This is a genomic window from Rivihabitans pingtungensis (genome assembly GCF_003201855.1).
Lineage (GTDB): Bacteria > Pseudomonadota > Gammaproteobacteria > Burkholderiales > Aquaspirillaceae > Rivihabitans > Rivihabitans pingtungensis.
In genome coordinates this window covers 1-5,912 of the sequence record NZ_QJKI01000031.1, presented here as the reverse complement: position 1 = coordinate 5,912, position 5,912 = coordinate 1, and the positions used below count along the sequence as shown (strand labels likewise).

Sequence of the window (5,912 nt, the reverse complement as noted above, 5' to 3'; positions counted from 1 at the left end):
GACGGGGGCAACCACGCCAGTGGCTTCGCGCATGCGCGTGGCGCCCAGCCGGGTGGCGGTTTGATCCAGTTGCTCGGTGCTCATGCCCAGTGACATCAGCATCTTATAAGCCGCCAGCAGCTTTTTGCGATCCTGCTTGGTCAGATAATTCAGCACATTGGTGCTGTCATCGCCGCCTTTGGCCAGATTATCCGGGTGGGTCGGCGGTTTTTTGCCGTTCAGGGTTTCAACCAGATAGTAGCCCATTCCTGGTTCTGCATAGCGCCGATTAGGGTCATCCGGCATCTGGATATTTTCATCTGGTTGCCCAGCTTGATCAGAAAACTGTTTGACCATCTTTGCCAAAAAAGCAAAATCAACGCCATGGGTAGGTGCCCTTTCAGGATCCAATGCTTCATCGAGATAGCCTCTGTCAAATTCAGTGCTCAACATGGCTTTCCCGTTTTTGATTTGATAAGCGAGCTTGGTGTCTCGCTCATCAAATGCATTAATCACCCACTTTCCTTCCACTCCATAGGCGTTCCCAGGTTTACTGGCAAGATGTCCACCTGGGCCAGCCATGCGGTAACCTGCCATATCAAAAGCCAGTAAGTCCACTTGTTCCAAGTCAATATTATTTTCTTCTGCGTAGGAGTAGACTTTCTCCAGTAGTCGCCGGTCAGAGTAAGTCAAAAAATCAAACGAATTGCCAGACAACATGTCTGTTGTGACGGTATACAAGATTTTTGGCTCAGGCGCGGAAGGGTCTTTGATCCGCCACAAACGTTCCAGCATCAGGGCATGCCCTCTGGATTGACTGGTGGCCTGGCTGCTGGATGTGGCTACCGTGGCAGCGGGAGTTAAGGTGGCGGTGGAAGTCGTTGCTAAACTGCTGCTTACTCTGGTGGTCATGATACTCTCCCTAAATCCATCATCTACATTTTTACGACAGGGAATCAAATATTTCCCTATCGCAGAGTCAAAGTATCATTGATGCATGACCGTTACAGTATCTAATGCACTGGAGATGGCTGGATAAGTTCCTCCGGAAATACGGTGCCGAATCCAGAATTTTCCTGAAGCATCTAGTCCATCAAAATTATGGATAGTATCTTGCTGTCTGTTAGAAATCTCCCAACAATTGCTAATTGTTGTTGAGTACTTTTTTGAATAGCAAATCTCAACTTTTCGTACCGTGTTTCCATTCCCATACCCCGTCCATTGATATGTAACCGACGTGATAAAAGAAGTCAGCGTCGGCATCGAAGTTGGCGCATTGAACGGCATCTCGGCATACCCTCCACTGGAGTAAATGGGGTAATGTGCTGTTTGTTTCGTCCACGACCCTACCACGGCGTGAGTTTGTGTTGCTGCGCCGAGCATGGCGCAGATTGCTATCCATTTTTTCATGTTCTTCATGATGAGTCCTTTTGGTCTGTCAAGATTGGAACCTCTCTCATGTTCAGCATGAGAGAGACCTGATCACTATCCTAAACATGCCCAACTGATGCCGTCAATTTTCAGTATAGCCATATGTTGTTTTCTTGCCAAAATCATGAGAAAAATAGGTAGTTATACTGATTTTGTACTGTGCCACACCAAACCAAACCAAGTAAAAATACTTAATATTGCTGCACCAGGCTTAAAGCCCATAAAAAAACCATTGACATCATTAATCCAACAAACAGGCTATTCGTCATTTCTTGGATCGGGGAATTCAAAGCGGCGGCGTCATCAGCATTTCACCCTCTGCCAGCCCGGCGCGAATTTCCACCTTGCCATCCTGTGTCTCGCCGACCTGCACGCTGCGCGGGCGCACCTGGCCATCCGGAAAACGCACATACACCTGCGGGCCTTGTGCGCTGTCCTGCAAAAACGCCACAGGAATGGCGATGGCGTGGCGCCACAGGGGCAAGACCAGGCTCAGTTTGCCGGTAGAGCCAATCAATGCGGCCTGTTGGCGGGTCTGTGCATGCGCCAGTTCAGCACGCACCTCAAATTCGGCGCTTTTGGCGGCTGAGAGCACTGGCGAGGCCTGGGCGGCAATAAACGACACCGAACCGCGCAGGCTCTGGCCCAGCACATCGCTATAAAACTGCACTTCTTGCCCAGCTTGCAGACGACGCACCAACATCTCGTCCACTTTAAACGCCACCACCAAATTGGCCGGGTCGATCAGATTGAGCAAAGGCTGGCCGCGCGTCACCCGGCTGCCGCGCTCGACTGGCGTTTGTCCGCTTTGGGCGGGTTGACTGACCAAGGCCACGCCGCTGATGGGGGCTTTCAGTGGGTTGTTTTGTTCGGCGTGCAGCAAGGCTTGATATTTATGTTGGGCGGCGGCCAGATTGACCTCAGCCACCTGCTTTTGCACCGCATTGAAGCGTTCTTGCGCGGAGGCCAGTTCTTCTGTGGCGGATTGCGCCAACGCCGCCTGCTGGCGGGCTTGTTCTTCGCTGTCGTCGCGCTCATTACGCGAGACAATGCCCTTATCAAACAACAAGGCAGTTTCCTGCGCCTTTTTGCGGGCATTGGACCACGCGGCCTGCGCCAAGGCCAGATTGCGCCGGGCACGGCTGATGTCGGGCACATTGTCCAGGTGATCAAACAAGCGACGCTGTTCCTGGGCTTTCAGGTAGGCCACTTCGGCTTCAGCGCGTTGCTGGGCCAATTCGCTGGCGTCGATGTGCAGCAAGGCGTCGCCGGCCTTCACCAGTTGATTATGCTGAAAGCGTTTTTCTGTCACCACGCCATCAAATGGCGCGGTCAGCTGAATCACACGGGCGGACTCCACCACCCCCACCAGCGCCAGTTGCTGATCAACATCTTCGCGGTGAACTTGCCAGGTTTGCCCAGCAGGGCCGACATCCGCCGCGCCACTGGCGCGCCAGCCGCCATATATGGCCATGGCCAGCAAGATCAGAACGAGCAAAGCGGCCAGGGTGCGCTTGCCTGGACGGACGCGCCACCATTCAGGCATCTTCATCATCGGCCTCCAGCAGGGTTTGCACATCGGCATGGCTGATCAGCGGCGCCTGCCAGGCGTCCAGCAGTTTGCCTGTGGCCAGCAGCCATTCTACTTGGCTGTTCAGATAAGCAAGGCGCGCATTCAAGCGATTGTTTTCTGCGGCGCGCAGGTCGTTTTCAAACAAGATCACCTGAAAACTGCTGGAACGGCCGTATTTGAGTTTTTCCTGCTCAGCCTGGAGTTTTTGCCGGGTGAGCTCAGCGGCTTTGTCGGCCAATTCCGCCTGGCGCGCTCTGGCTTGCACATTGCGCATGGCGTTTAGAATTTTGCCGCGCAGGGTTTGCCCGGTTTGCGCGAGTTGTATTTTTTCGGTTTTCAGATCGTTTTCTGCGCTGACGCGGGCTTGTTCAATGCTGCGGTCAAATAGAGGAATGCTGAGCTGGGCGCCAAGGTATTTGTCTACTTTTTTCGCCTCCCCCTGATTGGCGCCCCCCTGGGCCTGAGTGAGCCCCGCTACCAGCGCCACATCCCATAACTGCTGATTATTCGCTAACAGCACACGCTGCCGGGCGCGCGCCAGCGACAAACGGGCAGCCCAATAATCGGGGTGCTGCTCAATCAGGGCGTCCACTTGTTCGGGGGTGGCCAGGCGAACCGCCAGGCCCCAGGCATCAGCTTGGGCAGTCAATGCGGTGTCCAAGTCCAGCGACAAAAGATTCAGCAGCTCCAGCCGCTGGCTATCCAGCTGGTTGTGGTTTTCCTCCAGCGCCAAGGCCTGATTGGCGACATCGGCCTCAGCCTGAATCACGTCCACGGGCGGGATTCGTCCTGCCTGGGCCAAGGCCTGATTCATCTCCAGAAAGCGCCGCGCGCGCGTCAGGCTGTCATCGGCAATTTTGATCTGCTCTTGCGCACGCAGCAGATTACGATAGCTATAGATGATTTGTGCCACGGTCTGGGCCACGGTGTTTTGCAGGCCAATCCGACTGGACGCATCATTCAGCCGCGCCTGGACAATAGACGACATGGCCACCGCCCAGCCGGCATTTTTCAACAAAGGCTGTGTCAGCGTCAGGCTGGACAAAGTGCTGCGCTGGCCTTGTTCTGGCAACAGCGAACGCGCCGTGGACAGCGATAAGGTTCCGCCGGTGGGCAAAGCCAGCGACGACGTGACCCCGCCATCAATCTGGCGCGCACGTCCCCCTGCGCCGGACAGGGTTTTATAACTGCCGGACAGGGTAGTTTTGGGAATGAACTTGCCTTCGGCCACATACAGATCAAACCACTGGGTATCACGCCCCAGGTAAGCCGCCTGTATGGTGCGATTGAACGCCAACCCAATGCGCACCGCTTCTTCCAGAGCAAGAGTGCGACTGGCGGCAGAAGAAGAGGCCGGGGCAGCGACAGGCGGCATAAATAGCGGCGGCGGCGCAGCTTGCGCCGAGGAGACGCACAGCAGGCAGCCCAACACAAGCCATGCAGGAACAAAAAAATAAGCAAGCAAGATAGCGCCTTGGGTGCAACAAGCTATGACGGAGCCATCATTGTGCCGCAAATGGCCCCGTCATGAACACCCGGTTACTTCATGGTGAATTCAACTGAGTAGCTGTAGTCTTGAAAGTTCATCCCGGTGATGGTCGCTTGGCATGTGGCCGGGGAGAGCCCCGTAGAGGTGGCGGTCTTGGACCATGTGGCTTGTCCGGGTGTATCAGAGCCAGGAGGCGCCCACCACGGGCGAGGCATCACGGTCACCGAAGTGGAGAATGCACACTTTTTATTGCCAGCAGTGTAGGTGAATGTAGCCGAGGCGCTATTGCTATATGGGCTCCTCACCGTAAACATGTCTCTCGCATTTTGCGAGATAATAGACAATGGTGTAGGGGTTGACTTTAATTGTGTAGAACTATCATTGCTACCTGAGGGGCTGTTTTTTATCTGTACCGCCCCTGCATTCTTAATGGTGACATTAATATCCGTAGCATGAACTGGCATAACAGCAGCCAGCAGCACGGCAACTGAAGAGTATTGTAAAAACTTCATCGGCCTATTACCTTTATTTAATTTGTTGAACAATTGATTCCCACGTAACTCTAAAAATAGACGGTTTAGCCTGCCCCCCTCCGAGTGAACTCAATTTTTCATAAATATTTTGGCCCGGCACCTCCAGACATTTTAATACATCCAACTTTTGGGCAGGTTCTTTTTTATTGGTTTTTTGGAGCAAGGATACATTATCTGCCGGCATAGATAGACGGCCAAATTTTTCCTCCTCTTTTTTTAATTCAACCAATAAATTTTCACGATAACCCACTGGAGCAAAAGATTTTTCTATTGCAGAAAGTTTGTCATGATAATCAATAGCCGAACGGTATACTTTTCTATAGTCCCCAGAAGAAAAGGCTTCGTTAATAATCGGTGCCCAATAGTTATATCTTTGCTTTTGCTGCTCACTCAAAGCAGCTGACCGTTCATTAATTGTATACGCACCTGAATCATCATAAATAATTTTACTTAAATCATCAGACGAGAGCCCTGCAAAGGGATTTTTTGCATGGCTTTCAAAGTTAGAGCCATGAAGACCACAAATAAAAGCCGTTGCTTGCTTTGCCCTGGCCAAACGCACCGGATCATCAGAATTCGGCACTTCGGCATTGGCTTTTTTTGAACCGGAAATATACAGTTGATCCAATAGCTCAATCCCTCTTTTTTTTAGAGCATCCCGATCCATCATCTCATATGAGTCAAATTTAGACTGGCTATAAGCTTGTTTGGACACGGTTACATCGCTGCGATTTAGGCTTGTGCCACTGGCAGTTGATCCTGTCTGAGCTTTCTCGGCATTCTTATTGGCCTCGCGATACGCAGATAATGTTTGCGTGGTAATCTGGCTGGCAGAACTTGACACATGCTTCATGATGTAGCCTCTTGAAAAGAAGATGTCGCTTTTTAAAGCCTGCCAGAGACAAGC

General features: G+C 52.3%; 5 protein-coding genes. All 5 read right to left on the bottom strand.

What is annotated here, in order from left to right; genetic code table 11:
* Nucleotides 1-891 (bottom strand): hypothetical protein (locus DFR34_RS17245; protein ID WP_211309451.1); only part of this gene is annotated, 891 nt, incomplete at its 3' end.
* Nucleotides 892-966: 75 nt separating this feature from the next.
* Nucleotides 967-1,398, bottom strand: a complete 432-nt coding sequence (locus DFR34_RS17000; protein WP_146215175.1) for a hypothetical protein — start codon at nt 1,396-1,398, stop codon at nt 967-969.
* Between the two features lie 298 nt (nt 1,399-1,696).
* Nucleotides 1,697-2,965 carry an efflux RND transporter periplasmic adaptor subunit gene (locus DFR34_RS15325; RefSeq protein WP_211309450.1) on the bottom strand — a complete coding sequence of 423 codons (1,269 nt, stop codon included), beginning with the start codon at nt 2,963-2,965 and terminating at the stop codon, nt 1,697-1,699.
* The gene (locus DFR34_RS16995; RefSeq protein ID WP_146215174.1) at nt 2,949-4,358 is read right to left on the bottom strand and encodes a TolC family protein; all 1,410 of its coding nucleotides are present in this window, start codon (nt 4,356-4,358) and stop codon (nt 2,949-2,951) included. The genes DFR34_RS15325 and DFR34_RS16995 overlap by 17 nt, the downstream gene beginning before the upstream one ends.
* Before the next feature lie 639 nt (nt 4,359-4,997).
* On the bottom strand, nt 4,998-5,912 hold a 915-nt coding region (locus DFR34_RS17235; protein WP_158281854.1), incomplete at its 5' end, for a hypothetical protein.

Coding starts and splice junctions, on each gene's coding strand:
- DFR34_RS15325 (WP_211309450.1), bottom strand. CDS start 2,965: ATGATGAAGATGCCTGAATGGTGGCGCGTCCGTCCAGGCAAGCGCACC.
- DFR34_RS17000 (WP_146215175.1), bottom strand. CDS start 1,398: ATGAAGAACATGAAAAAATGGATAGCAATCTGCGCCATGCTCGGCGCA.
- DFR34_RS16995 (WP_146215174.1), bottom strand. CDS start 4,358: ATGCCGCCTGTCGCTGCCCCGGCCTCTTCTTCTGCCGCCAGTCGCACT.